This is a genomic window from Pedobacter aquatilis, from assembly GCF_030409415.1.
Lineage (GTDB): Bacteria > Bacteroidota > Bacteroidia > Sphingobacteriales > Sphingobacteriaceae > Pedobacter > Pedobacter aquatilis.
Map to the genome: position 1 here is coordinate 132466 of NZ_JAUFPW010000031.1, position 23598 is coordinate 156063.

General features: G+C 35.3%; 18 protein-coding genes and 1 pseudogene. 5 read left to right on the forward strand and 14 right to left on the reverse strand.

The genetic code is table 11. The features are described 5' to 3' along the window. Positions 1 to 74: 74 nt before the first annotated feature. The 5 genes from QWY86_RS13945 to QWY86_RS13965 form a co-directional block, all read right to left on the reverse strand. The gene (locus QWY86_RS13945) at positions 75 to 854 is read right to left on the reverse strand and encodes a TerC family protein (RefSeq protein ID WP_290242950.1); all 780 of its coding nucleotides are present in this window, start codon (positions 852 to 854) and stop codon (positions 75 to 77) included. Between the two features lie 87 nt (positions 855 to 941). After that, positions 942 to 2252 (reverse strand): gliding motility protein GldB-related protein, encoded by a 1311-nt coding sequence (locus QWY86_RS13950; protein WP_290242951.1) that lies wholly within the window; start codon positions 2250 to 2252, stop codon positions 942 to 944. A gap of 103 nt (positions 2253 to 2355) precedes the next feature. Beyond that, positions 2356 to 3654, reverse strand: a complete 1299-nt coding sequence (locus QWY86_RS13955) for a hypothetical protein (RefSeq protein ID WP_290242952.1) — start codon at positions 3652 to 3654, stop codon at positions 2356 to 2358. Positions 3655 to 3741: 87 nt separating this feature from the next. Next, positions 3742 to 4278: a hypothetical protein gene (locus QWY86_RS13960; RefSeq protein WP_290242953.1), complete on the reverse strand. Its 537-nt coding sequence runs from the start codon at positions 4276 to 4278 to the stop codon at positions 3742 to 3744. Continuing rightward, positions 4271 to 4780 carry an RNA polymerase sigma factor gene (locus QWY86_RS13965; protein ID WP_410478163.1) on the reverse strand — a complete coding sequence of 170 codons (510 nt, stop codon included), beginning with the start codon at positions 4778 to 4780 and terminating at the stop codon, positions 4271 to 4273. The genes QWY86_RS13960 and QWY86_RS13965 overlap by 8 nt, the downstream gene beginning before the upstream one ends. Positions 4781 to 5411: 631 nt before the next feature. On the opposite strand from QWY86_RS13965, the gene QWY86_RS13970 reads away from it, so the two are divergent. Beyond that, positions 5412 to 5816 carry a hypothetical protein gene (locus tag QWY86_RS13970; protein WP_290242955.1) on the forward strand — a complete coding sequence of 135 codons (405 nt, stop codon included), beginning with the start codon at positions 5412 to 5414 and terminating at the stop codon, positions 5814 to 5816. A 136-nt stretch (positions 5817 to 5952) separates the two neighbouring features. Then, a complete protein-coding gene (gene aspS / locus QWY86_RS13975) occupies positions 5953 to 7698 on the forward strand; it encodes an aspartate--tRNA ligase (protein ID WP_290242956.1) in 1746 nt (581 codons plus the stop codon). A gap of 149 nt (positions 7699 to 7847) precedes the next feature. Here aspS and QWY86_RS13980 read toward each other — a convergent pair whose 3' ends face one another. The 7 genes and pseudogenes from QWY86_RS13980 to QWY86_RS14010 form a co-directional block, all read right to left on the reverse strand. Continuing rightward, positions 7848 to 8285 (reverse strand): hypothetical protein, encoded by a 438-nt coding sequence (locus QWY86_RS13980; protein WP_290242957.1) that lies wholly within the window; start codon positions 8283 to 8285, stop codon positions 7848 to 7850. Then, the gene (locus QWY86_RS13985; RefSeq protein ID WP_290242958.1) at positions 8272 to 8652 is read right to left on the reverse strand and encodes a phage holin family protein; all 381 of its coding nucleotides are present in this window, start codon (positions 8650 to 8652) and stop codon (positions 8272 to 8274) included. Before QWY86_RS13985 ends, QWY86_RS13980 begins: the two co-directional genes overlap by 14 nt. A gap of 54 nt (positions 8653 to 8706) precedes the next feature. Continuing rightward, positions 8707 to 8973 carry a YtxH domain-containing protein gene (locus QWY86_RS13990; RefSeq protein ID WP_290242959.1) on the reverse strand — a complete coding sequence of 89 codons (267 nt, stop codon included), beginning with the start codon at positions 8971 to 8973 and terminating at the stop codon, positions 8707 to 8709. Positions 8974 to 9041: 68 nt separating this feature from the next. Next, entirely contained in the window at positions 9042 to 10091 is a 1050-nt protein-coding gene (locus QWY86_RS13995) for an AI-2E family transporter (protein WP_290242960.1), read from the reverse strand. A 67-nt stretch (positions 10092 to 10158) separates the two neighbouring features. Next, a pseudogene (locus QWY86_RS14000) lies at positions 10159 to 11579 on the reverse strand (sigma-54-dependent transcriptional regulator). Positions 11580 to 11676: 97 nt separating this feature from the next. Next, on the reverse strand, positions 11677 to 12453 hold the full coding sequence (locus tag QWY86_RS14005; RefSeq protein WP_290242961.1) for an enoyl-CoA hydratase/isomerase family protein: 777 nt from the start codon (positions 12451 to 12453) through the stop codon (positions 11677 to 11679). 3 nt (positions 12454 to 12456) lie between these two features. Next, the gene (locus QWY86_RS14010) at positions 12457 to 12876 is read right to left on the reverse strand and encodes a cobalamin B12-binding domain-containing protein (protein WP_290242962.1); all 420 of its coding nucleotides are present in this window, start codon (positions 12874 to 12876) and stop codon (positions 12457 to 12459) included. Positions 12877 to 13127: 251 nt separating this feature from the next. Here QWY86_RS14010 and QWY86_RS14015 point away from each other — a divergent pair, with 251 nt between their 5' ends. Further along, on the forward strand, positions 13128 to 14783 hold the full coding sequence (locus tag QWY86_RS14015) for a glutamine--tRNA ligase/YqeY domain fusion protein (protein WP_290242963.1): 1656 nt from the start codon (positions 13128 to 13130) through the stop codon (positions 14781 to 14783). A 186-nt stretch (positions 14784 to 14969) separates the two neighbouring features. On the opposite strand, the gene QWY86_RS14020 is transcribed toward QWY86_RS14015, so the two are convergent. Further along, on the reverse strand, positions 14970 to 15806 hold the full coding sequence (locus QWY86_RS14020; protein ID WP_290242964.1) for an N-acetylmuramoyl-L-alanine amidase: 837 nt from the start codon (positions 15804 to 15806) through the stop codon (positions 14970 to 14972). 114 nt (positions 15807 to 15920) lie between these two features. Between QWY86_RS14020 and QWY86_RS14025 the strand changes: the two genes are divergently transcribed. Next, a complete protein-coding gene (locus tag QWY86_RS14025; RefSeq protein WP_290242965.1) occupies positions 15921 to 17594 on the forward strand; it encodes a DUF8614 domain-containing protein in 1674 nt (557 codons plus the stop codon). A gap of 362 nt (positions 17595 to 17956) precedes the next feature. Then, complete coding sequence (locus QWY86_RS14030) at positions 17957 to 20398, forward strand: outer membrane beta-barrel protein (RefSeq protein ID WP_290242966.1); 2442 nt, start codon at positions 17957 to 17959, stop codon at positions 20396 to 20398. 293 nt (positions 20399 to 20691) lie between these two features. Here the strand turns inward: QWY86_RS14030 and carB are convergent, their stop codons facing one another. Next, positions 20692 to 23529 (reverse strand): carbamoyl-phosphate synthase large subunit, encoded by a 2838-nt coding sequence (gene carB, locus QWY86_RS14035; RefSeq protein WP_290242968.1) that lies wholly within the window; start codon positions 23527 to 23529, stop codon positions 20692 to 20694. Positions 23530 to 23598: the final 69 nt, after the last annotated feature.

Consider the following 23598-nt stretch of genomic DNA (forward strand, 5'->3'; position numbering starts at 1 on the left):
GGGGATAATTTAATACAAGGCAAAAAAAATGCTTACCAAGAACAAGGTAAGCATTTTTTCAGAAGATAGCTCTTTTACTTTTTAGGTGTATTTCGAAGCTTAACCGGTCTTTTGCGACTATTTTTTTTCATTTTTAAGTTTAACATTTCCACCAAAACAGAAAACGCCATTGCAAAGTAAACATAACCTTTCGGGATGTGTTGGTCTAATCCCTCAGCCAATAATGAAACGCCGATTAATAATAAAAATGAAAGCGCAAGCATTTTAACAGTTGGATGATTATTAACGAATTCGCTGATTGCTCCTGCCGAAAACATCATAATGATTACAGCAATAACAACCGCAGCAATCATAATTTCTATATGTTCTGCCATGCCTACGGCAGTAATTACCGAATCAAGTGAGAACACAATATCCAATATTAAAATCTGAACAATTGTTGCCCAAAAAGAATGTCTTTTAGCATTGCCCTCTTCATCTTCTTCGCCTTCTAATTTATTATGGATTTCGTGTGTGCTTTTATAAATCAAAAACAAACCGCCAATAATCAGAATTAAATCTCTGCCAGAAATTGCCAGTTTCTCAAACCAATCTCCATTGGTAATGCCAATCCAGCTTCCTATGTTAAATAAAGGAGAAGTTAAGGTCATTATCCAACTTAAAGAAAGCAGCAATAAAACTCTCGTTATCATTGCCAAACCTAAACCAAGTTGCCTGGCTTTTTTTTGTTGATTAACGGGCAATTTACCCGAAAGAATTGAGATGAAAACGATATTATCTATCCCTAAAACAATTTCCAGAACGGTTAAGGTTAATAATGAAATCCACGCTTCCGGTGTACTTAAAAAATCCATAGTTTGTTAAAATGAAAGAGCGAAGATATTAAAAAGAAGATGCTTTTAAGCAGTTACATCTTAATATGTATTCAACCCTAAATTAAACTATTTTGTTTTGAAGTTTACTGGATATTCTACTAATGGATAACCATCAGTTGATTTAAAACCTCTACCAGTAATTAACATTTCATAAGTCTGGTTTGGTTTAAGCTCTATTCTAAATTTTAAACTTTTGTTATCATCAGCAAAACCTAAAGATTTTTTAAGAGGAAAAGTTTGTTCTCCACCGGCGCCAAAACTAATCGACATCCTATTTTTATCCATCGGTTTAGAGAAAAATATTGTCATTTCTGTAATATTTGCTTCAACATTATTATCGCCATTTTTAAAGGGGCCAATATGTGTAACTACAGGTTTTTGCTTTTCATATGCCTTTACTATTGCTGCTTTGTTAAATCCCTCGGCAAAGTAATTTGTCTTCTTTAAAAAGTCTTCAACTACTTCATTATTTCCGTAATCCAACTCAATTAATTCTTTAATTACGGCTTTTTTATTTTCAGCTTTATCGTAATAATTTTTACAAATAGAGTATCCAATGTAATAGCCTAAATCGCCCACTCCAAACTCACTAGAAGTACCATTATAAAGCCATCCACTAAATTCATTTACAAACATTTCAGTTTTAAATTTATTCTTTAACATTTCATGGTTGGTTTTCCCATAAGTCATGTAAGGCATCGAGGGAACTTTCCCGGTGATTAATTCGGCAACAAAATCTGCCGTTCCTTCAAAAATACACTGAGCAAGCAAAGTATTTCCATTGCTTTTTTCTTGCGTATGAACATATTCATGCATATTTAAAAGCACAATATCTTTAAAAGGGTTAGAGCCAAAATACGTTTTAAGCCAGTTTTTAGTATTTTGTGGTAATTCCGAAATATCAACATCCAAATCACCTGTCGCGAGTTCTGCACCTATCAAAACCTTATCGCCTTGAGTTGTTCCGCCAGAACGCATTGCACCAATGCAGAAATAAATACTTGCTGGTTTTAATTCGGGATAAAGCTTCTTAAATTTTTTTAAATACGGATTAAACTGTGTACTTAAACTTTTTACTTTATAAGTTTTAGGTCGAATAGATGCCCAATACTTTGGATATTTTCGAATACAGTTTAGCCAGGCAGCAGTTGTATAATCTTTTGCTTCCATAAAAGCTTTCAATCCAGGTGTTCCCTTATCTACATATTGTTTTTGTAAAATATCAAGCTGCTTTAAACTGTCGGTTGTGCTTTTAATTTCATCAAAAGCGAACCAAAAATTATCAATATCTGTGGTAACTATGGTTTGTTTAGATTGTTGCGCTATGGCCTGTATTGTCAATAAACAAGAAATTAATAGTGTAAATAAATGCCTCATAGTTTGATTATAAAAAATTGAGATTTAGTACTAAAGAATGAAGATTACTAAAAAAGTCTTGCCCTAATTAAGAAGCAAGACTTTATATTTTTTTTTTAAAAACCTATTTAAATACTACGGATCCGTATTCAGATTTAATCGTGATGTTGGCATTTCCGCCATTTCCTACTTTCCCAGTATATCTTTTGGTTTGGTCATAGTCTCCGCTGGTTTTACTTGCCGATACATTCGAGCCATATTTAAAACCTGCATAGGTTGTGGTAACGTTAAAATTTGCGGCGTATCTTTCATCAAAACCAACGCCTATACCAACATATTCACCATCAAAAGTTAAGGTTTTACAAGCAGGTGTAAGTTCGGCTATGTTTAATTTATTGTAGCTCATGTTAATATTGGCATCACCGTTTAATGTGCCTAAAGAAACATTGGTATATTCACTTTTCAAAGATAGTTTGCCAACATTAGCTAATGTTAAGCTACCATACCCTTGTTTAATTACAGTGTTACCTTTTATATTATTGATGTTTACTTTTGCGTATTCAGCATTTAGCAGTAAATTTCCACCAATATTGCCTACCGTTAAGCCAGAGCCATATTGCACTTTCAAATCTGCCGATTTACGTATGGTATTTATGTTAACGCCAACATATTGAGCATCTAAGTCAATCGTATTTACGGCTCCAATACTTACGCCGCCACCATACTGATGTTTTACAATTGCGGTATTTAATTCCTCAATTGTTGCCTTACCATACTGAACGTTAACATAATTATTACTGTTTGATAAATTTCCGGCGGTTAAGTTCCCATATTGCACTTTCAATGATGTTGGACCAGAAAAATCACCCAAATCTACATTTCCATACTGTTGTAAAACTGTTAATGCATTTACAGATGGCATATAAACCGTATAATTTACTTTAACTTCTCTCCTCCAGGTAGTCATTCCATTTTTTACATTTCTGCCATATCTTCCACTTCTATCACCAACATTAGTTTTATAAGAAACCACATCACCAGATTTTGAAGCATCGATGCTTACATCATCAATTAGTTTCTGGGCATCACTATCAGAAGTACTATATGCTTTAATTTCTACATCAACCTTTACCTCTTTCTTATCCCAAGTCTTAATTACCATAGCGCCATATTGGTTGTTGAGGTTAACCTTATCGCCATTATCAACACTAAAGCTTTTACTAAAAGATTTAGAACGTTCGCTATCTCCTCCCCTTTCTTGCGGGTCATTGGTGTTAATATTTACAACCGTAGAAACGTTTGCTGTTGTTTTTGTATTTACAACGGCATAATTAGTATTTGCTGTTGTGATTGATATGTTCTGCTGAGCGTAAGTTTTTACGGCGATTGAAGCTACGAAGGCTAAAAATATTGCTTTTTTCATGTTATTGTTTGTTTAAAACACCATTACCTAAACCTGCCGGCTGGCTTAAGCTTTAATGTTATTGAGCGCATGTTTTTTATTTGATAATTAAATTTGGTTAACCCTTTTATAATCGTCAACCTGATTTATAATCGACAACTGTTGTTTCAGTAAGTTTAGCTGAAGCTCACGGTTTTTGACCATTGCCTTAACTACAAAAAGCTGATTTGGGGTTGTTGGCAATTCTGCTTTTAAACGTTCGTAATCTTCATCAAGTTTCTTTAAATCGGCTGTAAACTTTTTATACAAATCCGGATTTGCTGAGGCAAAAATTGCCAAACTGTCTCTTTTCTCCGTAATTAAACTCGTAAACTGAATCTCTTTTTTAGCTGCTGCCGCATTTACATCAGCAATTTCCACATCAAGATTTTGTGTTTTACCTTTATACAACCAAACTAAACCGAAAACAACTACAATTGCTGCCGCTGTGCTCATCCACAAATACAACCTTTTCGATTTTACAGGCTTTGCAGGCTTTTGTTCATCCAGTTGTTTTTCAATCTTTGCCCAAAGTGCCGCCGATGGTTCCATCACATCGAACGATTTTCGGTTATCCTTAACAAATGTTTCTAATCTATTATTCATCTCTCATCCCTTTCATTTCTAAAATACTTTTCAATTTCTTTTTCGCCCTCATATACTGCGTACGACTTGTATTTTCACTAATTTTTAAAATATGCGATATTTCTTCATGGTCGTAACCTTCCAGCAAATACAAACTCAACACCACTCTGTAACCATCTGGCAATTGCGTAATGGCTTTTCTAATTTCATCTGCCTGTAATAAGGTTTCGTGTTCATCAAAACTTACTTCATCAGGTACTTCGCTAATTTCATCGGTACTAACAAATTCCATTTTACGCTTACGCAAATAATTAATGGATTTGTTAATTACAATTTGCTTCAACCACAAACCAAAAGTGGTTTCTTGCCTAAAATCAACAATTCGGGTAAAGGCATCTAAAAACGATTCCTGCAGAACATCTTCAGCTTCTTCTTCGTAATTTAGAATGCGCAAGGCTACGTTATACATTGCTTTGGCATACAGTTTATACAATTCAAACTGCGCTGCCCGGCTGCCCTGCATGCACTCTTTTACTAATTCAAGATTTTTATCGATGTATACCGTCTCCAAAATTTTGATGATTCTGATTATAAGACATATGAGATTTTAAAACGTTGCATCAAGGTAGAAAAAAAATTAAATAAACTTCCAAAGGCAAATCATGATTCAATATTCTTAATTTTTAGAAAAGCAATTGCAGTAGCTTTTGGGTTATTCCAGTCCCGTTTTTCGTTTCAATCTTTTTTAAACTCCTGCCAATGCTCGCCGTTTCAGTCATTGCGAGGAGGAGCGACGAAGCTATCTTTTTCGGAATCCTCAAAAAAAGTATTTCCACTTCAACCGGGTTTAAATTGGCTGGTTCTGTTCTTTAACCAAAAAACCACCCCCATCTTCCTTGAAAAAGGGAGGGGAGTTCCACTCAATCGTAAAAACAAATTGAAAATTAATTAGGCACGTAAATAATACCATTATGGAAAGATACTGCACTACCAATTCCCCTCCTAATTTAGGAAGGGAAAGGGATGGTTAAACAATAAAAAAAATGCTCCGTTCTATTAATAAATCATCTTTAACATTTAAACACATTGTGGAAATATAAATGTCAATTCATCATAAATTTGAAATCACTAAAACAAAGAATTAACTTCATGCTATGGAAACAGATTTGATAATTTCGGAAATAGACGCAATACATACGAAAATTGACCAGGCATTGGAACAGAAAGATAGTAATGCTTATCTTTTTAATTTTGATGAAGAAATCGCTTACAAAAAAGCAGACGGAACCATAATTACCAAAGCCGATTTAACTGACGAAACCAAAAGATATTTTAAAAACCTAAAATCCGTAAGCACATCTCACTATCGAATTAAATCATCATTAGAAGATGAAAAATTCATCGAAAAAATTGCCAGGAAATCGGTTGTACATCAAAGCAATCTGTTAATATTCTCTAAAAAGAAAACTACTCAAACAGAAGAAATTTATCAATGGAAAAAATTTGGCAACGAATGGAAAGTCATATCTGTTGAAATTACTCTGGAAGAGAATTATTAATGTAGATTCTGCACTCCATAATTTCAATTAATTCCGTGTATTCTGTGCTTCCGTGGCAAATAAAACACCAACATAATTTTCCTCAAAACTTTAAAACAAAATCGGTATTTTTGCCGCTCAATTTAGATTACAATATATGTTAAGAACAGTAACTTGTGGTGCATTAAACCTTAATAACTTAGGCGAAAGTGTAACCCTATGTGGATGGGTACAAAAATCAAGAGATTTAGGCGGCATGACTTTTATAGACATTCGCGATCGTTATGGCATTACACAGTTGGTTTTTAATATGGATGATAACCGTACGCTTTGCGAAACCGCACGTACGCTTGGCAGAGAGTTTGTAATTAAAGCAACCGGAACTGTTGTAGAACGTAGCAACAAAAATCCAAAAATGTCAACTGGTGATGTGGAGATTAAAATTTCTGCTTTAGAAATACTTAATGCTGCAAAATTACCTCCATTCTTAATTGATGATGAAACCGATGGTGGTGATGAGTTGCGTATGAAATATCGCTATTTAGATTTACGTCGTAATCCTGTTCGTAATAATTTAATTCTACGCCATAAAATGGCACAATCGGTTCGGCGCTATTTGGACGCATTGGATTTTATAGAAGTTGAAACACCGGTTTTAATTAAATCTACACCAGAAGGTGCAAGAGATTTCGTTGTGCCAAGCCGTATGAACGAGGGTGAGTTTTATGCTTTGCCTCAATCGCCTCAAACCTTTAAGCAATTGCTTATGGTTTCGGGCTTCGACAGGTATTTTCAAATTGTAAAATGTTTTAGAGATGAAGATTTAAGAGCCGACCGCCAACCAGAATTTACACAAATCGATTGTGAGATGTCTTTCATCGAACAAGAAGATATATTAAAAACTTTTGAAGGTTTAATCCGCACTTTATTTAAAGAAGTTCGCAATTACGATTTACCTGAAGTACCACGTATGCAATACGCAGATGCGATGCGTTTATATGGCTCTGATAAGCCAGATACTCGTTTTGATATGCAATTTGTAGAGCTAAACGATTTGGTAAAAGGCAACGGTTTCCCTGTTTTTGATAACGCAGAATTAGTAGTAGGTATTAATGCAAAAGGTGCTGCAAGTTATACACGTAAACAATTAGACGAGTTAACAGATTTTATTAAGCGTCCGCAAATTGGTGCTACAGGTTTAATTTATGCCCGCCACAATGATGATGGTTCGATTAAATCATCAGTAGATAAGTTCTTTAATGAAGAAGATTTAAAACAGTGGAGCGAGGCTTTTTCGACAGAAAAAGGTGATTTAATTTTAATTCTTGCTGGCTCAACAGATAAAGTGCGTAAGCAATTAAATGAATTGCGTTTAGAAATGGGTAACCGTTTAGGCTTACGCGATAAAAATAAATTTTCGGCACTTTGGGTATTGGATTTCCCGCTTTTAGAATGGGATGAAGAAACTGAACGTTATCACGCAATGCACCATCCATTTACTTCGCCAAAACCAGAAGATATTGCTTTATTAGATAGCGACCCTAAAAATGTTAGGGCAAATGCCTACGATATGGTAATCAACGGAACAGAAGTTGGTGGTGGTTCTATCCGTATTCATGATAGAGCATTACAAGCCTTAATGTTTAAGCATTTAGGTTTTAGTGCAGACGAAGCTCAAAAGCAATTCGGTTTCTTAATGGATGCTTTCGAATTTGGTGCACCTCCACATGGTGGTATCGCGTTCGGCTTCGATCGCCTAACTTCAATTTTTGCAGGCTTAGACACAATTCGTGATGTTATTGCATTTCCTAAAAATAATTCGGGTAGAGATGTGATGATTGATAGCCCAAGTACGATTGACGAAAAGCAATTAAAAGAACTTAAAATCAAGACAGATTTGTAAATAGTTCAATAGTCATTAGTAGCATTGCGCTATATAACTAAGGAAGGCGCTTCAAAATTGAAGCGCCTTTTCTGTATAATAATATAAAAAAATTATGTAGAGATTCAGCTTTGGTAAACTAATTAACCAATAACTAATGAACTATCGAACTAATAAGTTTCACTATCTGGCGGAATGCCATAATCAATAAATTTTTTGTCTTTTTTATCTTTCCTCTTACCAAACCAACCCTTAACAGAGTTAAAAATTGCTGAGATATGTTCTGCATCAAGCGATTTACCAACTTTGCCCGAAACCAAACCCACAGCTGCCTTAGTTAAGAAACCTGCACCTCTAAAAAGAGTTTTGTTCATAAACATTGGCAAAAGCAAAGACATTGCAGTTCCGCTAAGGTTTAGCTTATCATCAACCTTAAAAAGATTGCTTGGCGTAGCATATTTTTTTATTAAAGCACCGAGAGTAAACTGCTTCAAATAAACCTTTACATCAGATTTTAGCAAATTCTCTTTTAAAGTAAAATCTACTTTAAGTTCGAGTTTTTTTGCCTGCAGATCTTCAAGAGTGCGAATGTTTTTATAGCTTCTCATCTTCGTCCTCCTTATCTGCTAACTTATCAAAATACTTGCGTATAGCTACATTTATAATCGCCTTTTCTATATACTTATCTTTAGTTGCATAAACAATTACAGCTAACAATATGTAAATTAACGATACACAGCCAAAGCCACGTGTAAAGCTTCCAAGCACATCAGACAAAAATAGTGCAAGCGTAACCGAGCCAAATAAAAATGCCAATATAAAGCAAACAATAACAGCGGTATTTGTAACCAGATCGGCAAAAATTTTGGATACTTTTTCTACCAGATAAAGCCTGGTATATTCTATTCTAGCCTCCAAATAGCCTTTGGCATCGTCAACAATATCTTCGATACTTTTTTCTTTATTTTCTTGCATAGTTTAGATGGGTAAATGAAGCCGGATGTTTTAACATCCGGCTTTAAAAATTTATTACGCGTGTTCTACGTCGTCACTATATTCTTCTTCAACAGTTCTCAACTTAGTTTTAATCGAGTCTACAACTTTATCTTTTAAGCTAGAAAGGTTATTAATTTCGTCGGCAGCTTTATCGCGTATAGAATCACCTAAATCTTTTAAAGATTGGCTTAATTTATCACGGGTTTCTTCGCCTTTTTCTGGTGCAAATAAAATTCCTAAGGCGGCTCCTGCAGCTAATCCTGCTAAAAGGGCAACTACAACTTTTGAGTTATCATTCATAATTATCTATTTAAGGGTTTAACAATACAATATAACTGATCTATATTATTTTACTGTTAAGCTATAAATTATAACTCATTTTGCTCATTATTTGTTTTAATTCTTTCTAATCTTTCTGATGCCAGCGTGCTGGTTTCATAAATTTTAACGAGCAGTATAAAATAAGATAGCAATAGCGGGCCAAATACAAGCCCAAGTATTCCAAATAAAGGAATACCAATAATTACGCCAATTACTGTTATTATGGGGTGTATATTTCCAACTTTTTTTGCAATGATAAATCGAAGCACATTATCTATATTAATGATAACCACAAATCCAAAGATTAGCATAGCCCAACCTGCGAAATTATTACCATTTGCAATTTGAAATATGGCGGCAGGCACAAACACAACAGGTGGTCCTAAAACCGGAACGAAGGATATAAATGTAGTAATAACACCCCAAAAAACTGGATCCTTATATCCTAGAACAAAAAATGATAAACTTACTAAAGAACCCTGAACTAAGCATATTAAGCCCTGCCCAATAACATTTGCATAAGTTGTATTACGCATTTCATCGCCAAAACGTAAAGCATTTTGTTCGCGGAGTGGGGCATATTTTATTAAAGAAAGCTCGAATTTTTCTCTTTCGATAAGCATAAAGTACAGTAAAAAGTACATCACCAGCAAACTCAGTATAATATTTATTGCACTCGAAATTAATGAAGGAAAAAGTTGCGTAGCCCAGTTGCCCAACCTATTCATACCATCTTGAATTAAACTTTCGTTTACCTTAAAAGGAATTAAATGCTGAATTTTAACCAGTAAATTTCTAAAGAAGATTTCGTTATTTTTTAATTCGGATATTTTACTAATTACCATACTGCTTAATGCATAAAATGGTAAGATAATTAGTACAACACTTACGGCAATTATTAATATGGCTACCAATCTTTTATTCCATCCTTTTACTTCGGCAAAATAAATATAACCCGGGCGCATTATGGTGTACAGTACAAGTGTACTTAAAATAGCACTGAAAATCCCTTGTAAAGAATATGCAATTAATAAACCAAGTGCTATTATAATTACAAGGTTTATATTGTTGCGTTGCTTATAAGAAAATACTGACATAGAATTCTAGTTGCTTGGTACTTTCTAAATGCAAAAACCATCTTATTTGTTTTCGCAGATTTAGGATTTAATCTGGTTCATCAATCTTAATTGCTTTGATTTTATTATAAAGCGTTTTTCTATCGATATTTAAAATTTTTGCCGCCTTGGTTTTGTTAAAGTTTACTTCTTTCAAAACCCTTAAAATGGTATCGTACTCGGCTTCCAAAGCTGCATTTTTCAAATCCTTGGGCTTATCACTAAGTTTAAGTTTTACCTGAGTTAAAACTTCGTCTCTATCATAATCTTTAACATGATTTGATAATTCTAAAGGCAGAACATCTACCTGAATTTCATTACCCTCTGTTAATAAGGCAACACGCCTGATAACATTTTTTAGCTCACGAACGTTTCCTGGCCAGTTGTAATTTAAAAAGCATTCTTTAACCCCATCAGAAAAACCTTTAATGTTTTTACCTAACTCATTATTGGCTACGGTTAGAAAATTATTAGCGAAAACTAAAATATCTTTACCTCGTTTTTTTAGTGAAGGGATATGAATTGAAAATTCATTAAAACGATGATATAAATCCTCTCTAAAGGTACCTTTTGATATATTTTCTACTAAATTTTCATTGGTTGCAACAATAATCCGCACATCTAAATCAATTTCTTTTGTACTACCAATGCGTTTAACTTTGCGTTCTTGTACAGTTCTTAAAAGCGTTGCTTGAATTTCATATGATAAATTCCCGATTTCGTCCAAGAATAAAGTACCACCATTAGCTTGCTCAAAATGCCCAATTTTTGTGTACAAAGCTCCGGTAAAGGAGCCTTTTTCGTGCCCAAAAAATTCACTCCCGGCAAGTTCTTTTGTTAAAGAACCACAATCCATAGCAACAAACGGTTTATCCTTTCTTAAACTATTTAGATGGATTGTTTTAGCAACGTATTCTTTTCCTGTGCCACTTTTACCGGTTAAAATTATGCTATATGAAGTTGGGGCGATAAGATGGATTTGCTTTAGCAGTGTTTTAGAAACATCGCTCATCCCATCAATATAATCGCTATGGTTGAGTATTCTTGCTCAGCATTTTTACCACTATTTTTAGTACTGCTATTGGCTACATTCTCATTTAAGGCTCGCTGTGTTTCTAAAGCTTTATTGATGGTATTTAAAATTTCATCAGGATATAAAGGTTTCGTAATGTAATCGTAAGCACCTAATTTAATTAATTCTACAGCTAATTTAATGTCAGAATAACCAGTAATAATGATAACACCTGTAGAAGGATAATTTTCTTTAATTTTAATAAGAATTTCTCTACCGTCGGTGTCATCTAACCTATAATCGCATAATACCAAATCAAAGGTTTCTGTAGTCATAATATCCATCGCTGAATTCCCAGTAATAGCATTTGCTACATCGAAACCATTTCTAGTTAAGAATTTAGAGAGTAAAAGGCCTATATTAACCTCATCATCAATTATTAGTATCTTCTTTTTCATACGCGAGAATCGTACTGCATAATTGGATAAAAAAAACGAATTCGGGAAATTTTTTCTACACTATTAACCAATTTGGATAGAATTAATAATACAAACGCTACTTTCCTTTAAATTTGCTCGCCCTCTTATCGATAAATGCTGTTACCCCTTCCTTAAAATCCTCTGTTTCAAAGCACTCACCAAATGATTTGATTTCAACTTCGTACCCTGTATGGTTAAGTGAAGCCACCACAGCCTTTATTGCTCCAGCAACTGCAAGTGGTGCCCTAAGTTTAACAAAAGCTAAAATTTCCTCGGCCTTACTTATTAAATCACCTTGTGGCACAACATAATTTACCAATCCAATTTGTTCAGCTTCTTCAGCCTTAATCATATTGGCAGTAATTATCATTTCGATAGCTTTTCCCTTGCCAACCAGCTGCGCTAATCTTTGTGTACCACCGTAACCTGGTATTAAACCCAATGTAACCTCTGGCAAACCTAATTTGGCATTATCGGATGCAATTCTGATGTGGCAAGCCATAGCCAGTTCCAATCCTCCACCTAATGCAAAACCATTAATTGCAGCAATAAATGGTTTAGACGAATTCTCTATTGCGTTAAAAACTTTTTCCTGGCCTTGCCTTGCCAATTCCTCACCTTGCTTTCCGTTGTAATCAGAAAACTCTTTAATATCAGCACCAGCTACAAAAGCTTTTTCGCCTGCACCGGTAATAATTACACCCCTAACTTCATCACTCTTGGTAGCAAAATCAATAACATCTGCCAGCTCGGCAAGCGTATCTTTATTAAGTGCATTTAAAGCTTTCTCACGATTTATCGTTACGTATAAAATATGCTCTCTTACTTCTGATATTAAAATTTGATATGCCATCTTTTAAAAATTTCTGTTTGCTGAAACCCAATTTTGAATATATTCTACAATGCTTGCCATGGTTGTTCCCGGCGGAAATAATTCTCCAACACCTAAATCTGCCAACTTCTTTCTGTCGGCCTCCGGAATAATACCACCACCAGTTAATAACACATCATCAAGCTGTTTTTCTTTCATAAATTGGATGATTTTTGGAAAGACGGTCATATGTGCGCCCGATAAAATCGAAACGCCAATAGCATCAACATCTTCCTGCAAAGCGGTATTAACCACCATCTCAGGCGTTTGCCGAAGTCCGGTGTAAATTACCTCCATACCAGCATCGCGAAGCGATGTAGCAATTACCTTAGCGCCTCTATCGTGCCCATCGAGCCCGACTTTAGCCACCAAAACACGTATTGGCCTGTTTAATACTTTGCTCATAATGAATATTAAGTTGATGTAAATGTATCGAATTTTCTTTTTAAGGTAATAGAGAATTGAAAATAGAGGTTACATAGATTTAGGAATTGGAAATGGGAAATAGATTGAAGGTCTAAGTCATAGAAATTGTGCAATTTGCTTTTTTCTTTATTCTCTATTCCCCATTTCCAACCTCTAATTATTCTATTCACTATTCCTTATATAATTACGCTCAATCTTTTTACATTTGCATTCCTAATTTACAGGTTTTTATGAGTGAAGAAAAGTCATTGAACTTTATTGAAGAGATTGTTGAGAACGACTTAAATAGTGGCAAGTATGAAACTTTGGTTACGCGTTTCCCGCCAGAACCTAATGGTTACCTACACATTGGCCACGCCAAAGCAATTTGCTTAAACTTCGGACTAACACAAAAATATGGCGGTTATACCAATCTGCGTTTTGATGATACCAATCCGGTTACGGAAAAAACAGAATATGTAAACAGCCAGCAAGAGGATATTAAATGGTTGGGTTTTAACTGGAAAAATGAATTATATGCATCAGATTACTTTGATGAATTATATTCGTTTGCGGTAAAATTAATCGAAAAAGGCTTGGCTTATGTTGATGAAAGTTCTGCCGATGAAATTGCTGCTTTAAAAGGTACACCAACCGAACCAGGAAAAGATAGTCCATATCGTAATCGCTCTGCCGAAGAAAACCTTGATATTTTCACCAGAATGAAAAATGGTGAGTTTGCTGATGGCGCTTATATTTTACGAGCAAAAATCGATATGGCAAGCCCAAATATGTTGATGCGTGATCCAATTATATATCGTATTAAACATGCTGAGCATCATCGTACAGGAAACAAATGGTGCATTTACCCAATGTACGATTTTGCACACGGACAAAGCGATAGCATTGAAAACATTACGCATTCTATTTGTACCTTGGAATATGTTTCGCACCGCGAATTGTACGATTGGTTTATCGAGAAATTAGAAATTTTTCCTTCAAAACAATATGAGTTTGCTCGCTTGAACCTTACTTCTACTGTAATGAGTAAGCGTAAGCTGCTACAATTGGTTAATGAAAATTTAGTGAGTGGCTGGGACGACCCACGTATGCCTACAATCTCCGGTTTACGTAGAAGAGGATTTACACCAAAAAGTGTTCGTGAATTTTGCGAGCGTATTGGTATTGCAAAACGCGAAAACTTAATCGAATTAAGTTTATTGGAATTTTGCATCCGAGAAGATTTAAACAAAACGGCTAACCGCGTGATGGCTGTTTTAGATCCAATTAAATTAATCATTACCAATTACGATAAAGGGACGGAAGATTTAAAGGGCGAAAACAATCCGGAAGCAGAAGATGGCGGTGGCACGCGTGTGATCCCTTTCAGCAAAGAACTTTGGATTGAGCGTGAGGATTTTATGGAAGTGCCTGCAAAAAAATGGTTCCGTTTAGCGCCTGGTGCAATGGTTCGATTAAAGTTTGCATACATTGTTAAATGCGAAGATTTTGTTAAAGATGAAAACGGAAACGTAACCGAAATTCATTGCACTTACATTCCAGAATCGAAAAGCGGAAACGATACAAGTGGTATTAATGTTAAAGGTACCATACACTGGGTTAGCGTACAACATGCTAAAACTGCTGAAATTCGTTTATATGATAGGTTATTCAGTTCTGAAACACCAGATGCTGAAGAAGGCGATTTTAAAGATTATTTAAATCCAGACAGTTTAACAGTTCTTCCGAATGTATATATTGAACCATCTTTGGCTGATGCAGATTTGCAGAGTCGCTATCAGTTTATTAGAAAAGGATATTTCTGTCTAGATAAAGATTCTACAGCTGAAAAACTGGTTTTTAATAGGACTGTAACGTTGAAAGATACCTTTAAGAAGCCAAACTAAAGGATTTTTTAACCACAGATAGACACGGATGAACACAGATTTATCCGTGTTTTTTTATGGATTTTGCCACTGAAACACTGAAATCACGGAAGAAGGTTTGATAACTAACATCCCAAGAACCTTCATCATTCCCGCGTACGCGGGAATTATTAAGATGTCTAGTCAGAGAAAATGAAGAATAGTCTTCTAATACTTCAAATAAAGATTATAAAGCACCAAAACATCAACAGGTGTTAGATTTTTGCTAATATCTGACTGAATAAAATGTATTTTAAAAGCTTCGATAGCAGCAGGTAAGTTTGTGGTATTATATCCAATATATCTTAATGCCTTTTCCGTATCGAAATCAGCCGGCGGATTTTTTAGAACCTGATCGTACCAAAAACCAAAACCTTTATCTGCTAATTTTTTCCATGGGAAATTCTTTGGATCGTTTTTACGTCCAGGTGCAATGTCTGCATGACCAATAAAGTTTGCTGCAGGGATATTGTACGTTTTCTTTAAAGTGGCCAGAAGTTTTATCAAGCTATTAATTTGGGCGTCCTGCCAAATATCGCCCACTCCATTGTTATCTAACTCAATACCAATTGATGATGAATTCAAATCTGTATCCTTACCCCATTTGCTTATTCCTGCATGGTTTGCCCGTAAATAGTCGTTAACCATGTGTACCACTTTCCCATCGCGACTTATTACATAATGCGCACTTGTTCCGGCTTTGGTAGAATGAAAAGTTTTAATGGTTTGCGCCAAACTATCTTGTGCGGTGTGGTGAATAACCACAAAATTTGGCTTCCTGATACCGAAATTTACCGAGCCAACCCATTGCTGATTTGTAGCACTTAAAGAATCATATAGCTGACCAACAGGTGGAGTAGCATTAATTATTTCTGAAAAATCTTTAGCTTTCTGCTTGTAAATTTTTTCTGTAGCAGCATATTTATTGGTTGTACAAGACGCCAAAAGCATCGTTGAGATGACAATAAATGAAGAAGAAAATTTTGATATTTTAAACGAAAACATATTTGCTTTTGTTAATGTAGTAAAACAACAAAGTTATGCTAAACTTCAGGCAATTCATCAATATTATTTAAAGCTTTTAAATTTTACTAATTTAGCACCCTTATCCAGTTTGAAATGAAGAAATTATACAAATCGAATATACTATTATTAACACTTACAGCCAGCATATTTGCGGCATGTACCGGAAATAACACAACTGAAAGCAATAAACAAGTTACCGTACAGAAAGATAGTTTAACAAGTTATGTTGCACAACGCTTACCAATTTACGAGCGTGTAAAACTTACAACTAATATTAACAGCTTAAGCATCAGCGAACGAAAAATTTTGCCCTTACTTATCCAGGCGGCAGAAATTATGGATGGACTTTATTGGAAACAAACTTACCCACAAAAAGATAGTTTACTTGCTACGATTAGGGATGAAAAAACTCGCGATTTCTTCAATATAAATTACGGCCCGTGGGATAGATTAAATAATGATAAGCCTTTTGTAAATGGTATTGGCAGCAAACCCGATGGCGCATCTTTTTATCCGTATGGAATAACGAAGGCAGAAATTGAAAGATCGGATTTAGCAGATAAATTTGGTGCTTACTCTGTAGTTAGAAGAGATACCACAGGAAAACTTACAACAATTCCGTACCATGTACTATTTGCATCAGAATTACAAAAAGCTTCTTCATTGCTTAAGCAAGCTGCGTTAATTACAGACGATGCCGGCTTAAAGAAATACCTAAACCTAAGGGCAGATGCTTTAGTAACTGATAATTTTACAGCGAGCGATTATGCTTGGTTGGATATGAAAACGAACGGATTGGATTTAATTATTGGTCCGATTGAAAATTATGAAGACAAACTGTTTAACGCAAGAACCAGTTACGAGGCTTACGTTTTAGTTAAGGATAAAGAATGGAGCAAGCGTTTAGCAAAGTACGTTAAAATGCTACCCGAATTACAGAAAAATTTACCTGTGGCCGCAAAATATAAAGCAGAAAAACCCGGAACGGATTCTGAATTAAATGCTTACGATGTTGTTTATTATGCAGGAGATTGCAATTCAGGATCGAAGACCATTGCGGTGAATTTGCCTAATGATGAAAAAATTCAGCAAGAGAAAGGTACGCGTCGCTCACAGTTAAAAAATGCAATGCAGGCAAAGTTTGATAAAATTTTAATGCCGATTTCAAAAGAGCTTATTAGTGCAGACCAGCAAAAATACATCAAGTTTGATGCATTTTTTGCAAACGTAATGTTCCATGAAGTAGCACATGGTTTAGGCATTAAAAAAACAGTAACCGGAAAGGGATTTGTGCGTGAAGCATTGAAAGAACAGTATAGTTGGTTAGAAGAAGGCAAAGCCGATATTTTAGGTTTATATATGGTAACGGGCTTACTTAAAAAAGGAGAATTACAAGGCGATATTAAAGACTACTACACCACATTTATGGCTGGCATTTTACGCTCAGTTCGTTTTGGGGCTGCAAGTGCTCATGGAAAAGCAAATATGCAGTGTTTTAATTACTTTAAAGAAAAAGGTGCTTTCGAGCGTTCAGCAAAAGGAACTTACAGTGTAAATTATGGAAAATTTGCATTAGCCATGAATGATTTAAGCGCATTCATTATAACCTTACAAGGCAATGGAGATAAGGTTGCAGTTGAAAAAGCGCAGAAAGATAAAGCAAATATTTCAACCGAACTTCAAAATGATTTGGATAGATTGATGCAGAAAAACATCCCTGTTGATGTGATTTTTGAACAAGGCGTTGATGTTCTTGGCGTAAAATAATTTAACAATAAATTTATAGCCGCAGAGTTACAGATTCAGAACTGTATACCTGCGGTTTTTTTATGCAGTAAATTTAGTTCAATAAGCCTGACAGCAGCGAAAATATCCCGATATTTCATCGGGAATTGTAGCGAATGGCAGGGCTGAATTTGCCATTAATCATTGGCTTTAACTTTCTAATATTCCTAATAAATATAAAAATCCTGTAACCTTTTAAAAAAACGGTCGTCTTACTTATAACTAAGCAAAAGAAACGATTCGTTTCTAACTAAACTTTAAACATTAAGCTTGCAATTGAAGCCCAAAAACTTGGTGCTATTAAAATTGTTTTGCCATTTTTTAACTAAACAAAGTATAAAATAATGAAAAACTTATACAAAATAGCCATAATATTAAGTACCATTTTTACTTCAGGAGCCGCATTTGCACAAACCACATCGAAGGCCAATGTTACAGGTATTATTATAGATGAAAATAAAAAACCAGCGGATTATGTTACGGTTGTACTTTACAGAACCGCAGATTCTAGCATTGTAAAAACTGCGTTTACAGACCCAAACGGAGTTTTTGGCTTTGTAGTTAATATAAAGGGTAGCTATTTTTACAAAGCAAGCAGCATGGGTTACGCTGCAATAAAAAGTAAAACTTTAATGCTTGGCGATGATTTAAAAATAGATTTTGGAACAGCTCAACTCTCTTCCAGCAGTCAGAATTTAAAAGAAGTTACCGTTGCGGCAACAGTTCCATTAATCGAAAGAAAAATGGATAGAACAGTTATGAATGTTTCTAATAGTTCTACTGCAATTGGTTCGACAGCTTTAGAGTTGCTCCAAAAAGCACCTGGTGTAAACGTAGATCAGAATGATAACATTTCGATGCTTGGTAAACAAGGTGTAATGATTCAAATTGATGGAAAACAAACTTATATAAGTAATGCAGATGTTGCAACACTACTTAGAAGTATGCAAAGTTCTGAAATTGAAACCATAGAATTGATTACCAACCCTTCGGCAAAATATGATGCAGCAGGCAACTCTGGTATTATCAACATCAAGACTAAGAAAAACAAAGGCGGCGGTACAAATGGCAGTGTAAATGCAGCTTTTGGTCGTGGCCAAAGATTTAGAAAGAGCGCAGGAGGGAACATTAATCACCGTACAAAATCTGTAAACTTATTTGGTAATTACAGCTACTATAACAATACAAGAGAAACAGATTTAACCATCGACAGGATAGCCAATGCAACTGCGGGCGACAGGTATTTTTCGCAGCTTAGCGAGTTTGAAAGGAAAAATGATGGTCATAATTATAAAGCCGGTGCAGATTTTTTCTTGAATAAAAACAACACCATTGGCGTATTAATAACGGGTTACGATGGAACTAGTGATGAAGGCTCAGTAAACAGAACAAATATTGGAGGTTCATTTTCTCAAAGAGATTCTTCAGTTTTGGCTAATAACATTATCAGAAATAAGTACAATAATATTTCTTATAATTTAAATTACAAGTCTGTTTTAGACACCGCAGGACAAGAACTATCAATTGATTTAGATTATGGAAGATATAAAGGGGATGATAATGCTGATTATGTAAGCGACTATTTTTTTAACAACGGAGGTTTAATAAGACCAACTGTTATCACCAGAAATATTACCCCATCAATCATAAACATTAAAGCTTTTAAAGTAGATTATGCTTTGCCGCTAAAAAAACAAATGAAGTTAGAAGCAGGATTGAAAAGTAGCTGGGTTAAAACAGATAATAACTTAATCGCAGAACGATTTATAAATAATAATTGGCAAAATAATCAGCTATTAAGCAACCAATTTGTATACGATGAAAATGTAAATGCGGCTTATGTAAACTTCAATAAGCAATTCAAAACCACCAGCATTCAGTTAGGTTTAAGAGCCGAGCAAACCAATTCTAAAGGCAATTCTATAACGACTAACAAAGTAATTGACAGAACATATTTGGATTTCTTTCCTAGCGTATTCATCAATCAGGTTTTGGATAAAAATAATGATATTAATATTTCATACAGTCGCCGTATTGATAGGCCAAGCTATGATGCCTTGAACCCTTTTGTTTATTTTCTCGACCAATACACCTACAATCAAGGCAATCCGTTTTTAAATCCTCAATACACCAATAATTTTGAATTTACCTATCTATTGAAAAAGAAATATTCTGCCACTTTAAATTACAGCCGTACAACCGATGTAATTACTGAAGTATTACTTCCAGACAATGAAAAACAGGCTTTATATCAAACTAACGAAAATATCGCTACGCAAAATGCTTACTCTTTGGTATTAAATACACCTGTTAAATTCGTAAAATGGTGGAACAGTAATAACAGCTTAAACATTTTCCATATTGGTTTTAAAGCGCCAAACCTTGCCGGACAAAGTTTGGATAATAAAAGCACATCTTTTCAATTTAAGTCGCAGCATACTTTCAATATTAAGCCTGGTTTATCAGCAGAGCTGATGTTTAGATACGATAGTCCGGTAACTTTTGGCGTAATGGAAATTGGAACAAGGTATGGCTTGGATGCAGGCATCAGCAAATCTCTATTTAATAAAAAAGCGAGTTTAAAAGTAGCCGCAACTGATATTTTCAACACGCAAATTAATAAAATCAACAGTGCTTTCCCTGGCTTATATTATACGCTGTATGGCAATAATGATAGGCAATATGTAAGTTTAAGTTTCACCTATCGTTTCGGTAAAAATGAAATTAAACCAGCCAGAAATAGAAGTACAGGTTTAGAAGCTGAACAAGGTAGGATGAAGAACTAAATTATAAATCCTTTGAAAAGCAAAAGCCCGGCTACGATTATCGTTAGCCGGGCTTTTTGCTAAATCTTTTAAATTATTTCTTTCATGCCGAGGCACGAAGCATCTGTTTCATCGGTTGCAGATTCTTCGTGCCTCAAAATGACAAAATTAACGAAGCTGCTTCTAATTTAAAAGGATATCGCTTCAATCCCGTTTATAAAGAAAGTTTGCTGCTACAATTAAAAATTGCAAATTGGAAATAGTGGTTTACAAGATGAAACAAAAAGGCCGATGTTCAACATCGGCCTTTGCTATTATTTACTCAAATACATTGATTTATCTTTGTAAAGCTTGCGGAAATACGGGTCTTCCAAATCTTTAATAAAACGAATCGCTTCACCAGTAGATTTCATTTCCGGACCTAACTCCTTCGTCACTTCAGGGAATTTCTCATAAGAGAAAACTGGTTCTTTAATTGCATATCCTTGTAATTTACGTTCGATGGTGAAATCTTTCAATTTAGCAACACCCAACATAATTTTAGCCGCGATATTAATGTAAGGAACATCATAAGCTTTTGCGATGAAAGGAACTGTACGAGATGCTCTTGGATTAGCTTCAATTACATAAACCTTCTCATCTTTAATTGCAAACTGAATGTTTAACAAACCTCTAACATCTAAAGCTTTTGCAATTTTAATCGAATATTCTTCCATTGCTTTAGTTACCGTTTCAGATAAACTGAAAGTTGGCAATACTGCGAATGAATCTCCTGAGTGGATACCAGCTGGCTCAATGTGCTCCATCATACCAACAATGTGAACATCATCACCGTCCGAAATCGAATCAGATTCTGCCTCTTCTGCTCTATCTAAAAAGTGGTCAATCAAAACCCTGTTTCCAGGTAAATCGCCCAATAATTTTACAACTGCTTTTTCAAGGTCTTCATCATTAATTACAATGCTCATCCCTTGTCCACCTAATACATAACTCGGGCGTACCAAAACCGGATAACCCACTTCATTTGCAACTACAATTGCCTCTTCGGCATTTTCTGCAACTCCGTAACGTGGATAAGGAATATCTAATTCTTTCAATAAATCAGAGAAACGACCGCGGTCTTCGGCAATATCCATATTCTCGAAAGATGTTCCGATAATTTTGATACCATGTTCCGTTAGCTTTTCAGCCATTTTCAAAGCGGTTTGTCCGCCTAACTGAACAATAACACCCTCAGGTTTCTCTAAATCAATAATTTCACGTACGTGCTCCCAGAAAACAGGCTCGAAATAAAGTTTATCAGCCATGTTAAAATCTGTAGAAACCGTTTCAGGATTACAGTTAACCATAATCGCCTCAAAACCAGTTTCTTTAGCAGCCAGCAAACCGTGTACGCAAGAGTAATCGAACTCGATACCTTGGCCAATACGATTCGGACCAGAACCTAAAACGATAACTTTTTTTCTATCTGATGGTTTTGATTCATTCTCCTGGTCGAAAGAAGAATAGTAGTATGGTGTTTGCGCAGGGAATTCCGCAGCACAAGTATCAACCATTTTATAAACTCTTTTTATGCCGAGTTCTTTTCTGCGGTCGTAAACCTCATCTTCTGTTACATTACCCAATAACCATGCAATTTGCACATCAGAGAAACCTTTTTGTTTCAACGTGATGAAGAAATCCTGAGGGATGTTGTTTAACGAATATCTTTTAAGCTCTACTTCTAAAGCAACAAGTTCCTGAATTTGATTTAAGAACCATTTATCAATTTTGGTAACCTTACGGATAGATTCTAAAGGAACACCCATCGCCATAGCATCTTTTATCAAAAATAAACGGTTCCATGAAGCATGCTCCAAGCCGTCCATAATTTCTTCGATGTTACGAACTTGTCTGCCATCAGCTCCTAAACCTGCACGACCAATTTCTAAACTCTGACAAGCCTTTTGTAAAGCTTCGATGAAGGTACGGCCAATTGCCATTACCTCACCTACAGATTTCATTTGTAAACCAAGCTCTTTATTAGCGCCTTTAAATTTATCGAAATTCCAGCGTGGAACTTTAACGATAACATAATCTAACGTTGGTTCAAAATATGCTGAAGTTGTTTTTGTAATTTGATTTTCGATTTCATCCAAGTTATAACCAATAGCCAACTTAGCCGCAATTTTAGCAATTGGATAACCCGTTGCTTTACTTGCCAAGGCTGATGAACGCGAAACACGTGGATTAATTTCGATGGCGATAATATCATCATTTGCAGGGTTAACCGAGAACTGAACGTTACAACCACCAGCAAATGTACCGATGGCACGCATCATTTTAATCGCCTGATTACGCATTTCCTGGTAACAACGGTCAGATAAAGTCATTGCCGGTGCAACTGTAATCGAATCTCCGGTATGAATCCCCATTGGGTCGAAGTTTTCGATTGAACAAATAATAATTACGTTGTCATTGCTATCTCTCAATAACTCTAACTCATATTCTTTCCAGCCCAAAACAGCCTGTTCTACTAAAACTTCGTGAGTTGGCGAAGCCTCTAAACCACGTTTAAGTGCTGCATCGAAATCTTCTTTCTTGTGTACGAAACCACCTCCAGAACCACCTAATGTATATGATGGACGAATTACCAATGGAAAACCGATGTCTTGAGCGGCTTCTTTACCTTCCAAAAAAGAGTTGGCAATTTTAGAAGGTGCAACACCTACACCGATGTCAACCATTAACTGGCGGAAAGATTCACGGTTTTCAGTTTTCTCAATTGCATCAACATCAACACCTATTACTTTAACACCGTATTTTTCCCAAACACCGCGTTCAGAAGCTTCAACACAAAGGTTTAATGCAGTCTGACCGCCCATAGTTGGCAAAACAGCATCAATTTGAGGTAAGTCAGCAGAATTAATGTGATCTTGTAAGATAGTTTCAATCGAATCTACAGTTAGCGGACGCAGATAAACATGGTCCCCGATAACCTTATCCGTCATGATCGTAGCCGGATTAGAGTTGATAATAGAAACGGTAATTCCTTCATCTTTTAAAGATAAGGCCGCTTGCGAACCCGCATAATCAAATTCACAGGCTTGGCCAATGATAATTGGACCTGAACCGATAATTAATACTGAGCGTATGGAAGTGTCTTTAGGCATGATAAGCTTAATACAATAATTAAAATTCTAAAGTTTTTATCCTTTTTGAGGATGAAGAAGCAAGGAGGT

What these genes read in the sequence shown, in the direction of transcription:
- QWY86_RS14025 (WP_290242965.1), top strand. Translation starts at nt 15,921, where the DNA reads ATGAAGAAATTATACAAATCGAATATACTATTATTAACACTTACAGCC.
- QWY86_RS13995 (WP_290242960.1), bottom strand. Translation starts at nt 10,091, where the DNA reads ATGTCAGTATTTTCTTATAAGCAACGCAACAATATAAACCTTGTAATT.
- QWY86_RS13955 (WP_290242952.1), bottom strand. Translation starts at nt 3,654, where the DNA reads ATGAAAAAAGCAATATTTTTAGCCTTCGTAGCTTCAATCGCCGTAAAA.
- QWY86_RS14020 (WP_290242964.1), bottom strand. Translation starts at nt 15,806, where the DNA reads ATGTTTTCGTTTAAAATATCAAAATTTTCTTCTTCATTTATTGTCATC.
- QWY86_RS14005 (WP_290242961.1), bottom strand. Translation starts at nt 12,453, where the DNA reads ATGGCATATCAAATTTTAATATCAGAAGTAAGAGAGCATATTTTATAC.
- QWY86_RS14015 (WP_290242963.1), top strand. Translation starts at nt 13,128, where the DNA reads ATGAGTGAAGAAAAGTCATTGAACTTTATTGAAGAGATTGTTGAGAAC.
- QWY86_RS13980 (WP_290242957.1), bottom strand. Translation starts at nt 8,285, where the DNA reads ATGAGAAGCTATAAAAACATTCGCACTCTTGAAGATCTGCAGGCAAAA.
- QWY86_RS13970 (WP_290242955.1), top strand. Translation starts at nt 5,412, where the DNA reads ATGGAAACAGATTTGATAATTTCGGAAATAGACGCAATACATACGAAA.
- carB (WP_290242968.1), bottom strand. Translation starts at nt 23,529, where the DNA reads ATGCCTAAAGACACTTCCATACGCTCAGTATTAATTATCGGTTCAGGT.
- QWY86_RS13985 (WP_290242958.1), bottom strand. Translation starts at nt 8,652, where the DNA reads ATGCAAGAAAATAAAGAAAAAAGTATCGAAGATATTGTTGACGATGCC.
- aspS (WP_290242956.1), top strand. Translation starts at nt 5,953, where the DNA reads ATGTTAAGAACAGTAACTTGTGGTGCATTAAACCTTAATAACTTAGGC.
- QWY86_RS13950 (WP_290242951.1), bottom strand. Translation starts at nt 2,252, where the DNA reads ATGAGGCATTTATTTACACTATTAATTTCTTGTTTATTGACAATACAG.
- QWY86_RS13965 (WP_410478163.1), bottom strand. Translation starts at nt 4,780, where the DNA reads ATGCAGGGCAGCCGGGCAGCGCAGTTTGAATTGTATAAACTGTATGCC.
- QWY86_RS14030 (WP_290242966.1), top strand. Translation starts at nt 17,957, where the DNA reads ATGAAAAACTTATACAAAATAGCCATAATATTAAGTACCATTTTTACT.
- QWY86_RS13960 (WP_290242953.1), bottom strand. Translation starts at nt 4,278, where the DNA reads ATGAATAATAGATTAGAAACATTTGTTAAGGATAACCGAAAATCGTTC.
- QWY86_RS14010 (WP_290242962.1), bottom strand. Translation starts at nt 12,876, where the DNA reads ATGAGCAAAGTATTAAACAGGCCAATACGTGTTTTGGTGGCTAAAGTC.
- QWY86_RS13990 (WP_290242959.1), bottom strand. Translation starts at nt 8,973, where the DNA reads ATGAATGATAACTCAAAAGTTGTAGTTGCCCTTTTAGCAGGATTAGCT.
- QWY86_RS13945 (WP_290242950.1), bottom strand. Translation starts at nt 854, where the DNA reads ATGGATTTTTTAAGTACACCGGAAGCGTGGATTTCATTATTAACCTTA.